Origin of the sequence: Haloarcula sp. Atlit-7R, assembly GCF_003666065.1 — an archaeon.
GTDB lineage: Archaea > Halobacteriota > Halobacteria > Halobacteriales > Haloarculaceae > Haloarcula > Haloarcula taiwanensis.
The window spans coordinates 1-529 of the sequence record NZ_QXIK01000068.1 but is presented as its reverse complement, the minus strand read 5'-3'; the positions used below and the strand labels follow the sequence as shown (position 1 = coordinate 529).

Below are 529 nucleotides of genomic sequence, written 5' to 3'. Positions count from 1 at the left end.
AGCGCGACCGAACAACAGATGACACTCGAACTGTTTGCGTGGCTTCGCCTCTACGCGGACGAAGGTGTCGCCCCCGCGCAACTCGTCCAGTTGTTGTTGCAGACGGCCGTCGTCGTCGACGAACTCGATGGCGTGCCGCGGACCCCACCGGGCCGGAATACGACGGCGTACACGCAACTGCTGGCGCGGACAGAACAGGTGCACGAACGGTTGGATATCAGTGACGTGAACAAGTAGGGCCGAAATCCCCTCACATCACTTCGAACTTGTTCCGCGGTCGACGACGACTCGCCGAGTCTGTTTGGCGTCGATCCCAAACAGGAGTCCAGCAAGGAAGAGCAGTTCATTCCCCTGGTAGTACTGTGTCGCGATATAATTGATGAGGCCGATATCTGGCGCGGCCACGCCGAAGACGACTAACAGAAGTGCAACGATGGCTGCGAGTCCGGCCACTGTTCGAACCACCACCCCCGAGACGAAGCCGACGGGGAACACGACGACTGCAGTAAGTAGACTCATCGTGTCTCTC

At 59.2% G+C, this 529-nt stretch carries 2 protein-coding genes; one reads left to right on the top strand and one right to left on the bottom strand.

Features of this window, described 5'->3' with window-relative positions; translation table 11 throughout:
* Positions 1-237: hypothetical protein (locus D3D01_RS22665; RefSeq protein WP_233563624.1), on the top strand; the 237-nt coding region annotated here is incomplete at its 5' end.
* Positions 238-255: 18 nt separating this feature from the next.
* Here D3D01_RS22665 and D3D01_RS22660 read toward each other — a convergent pair.
* Complete coding sequence (locus D3D01_RS22660) at positions 256-519, bottom strand: hypothetical protein (protein ID WP_121513862.1); 264 nt, start codon at positions 517-519, stop codon at positions 256-258.
* Positions 520-529: the final 10 nt, after the last annotated feature.

What these genes read in the sequence shown, in the direction of transcription:
- D3D01_RS22660 (WP_121513862.1), bottom strand. Translation starts at nt 519, where the DNA reads ATGAGTCTACTTACTGCAGTCGTCGTGTTCCCCGTCGGCTTCGTCTCG.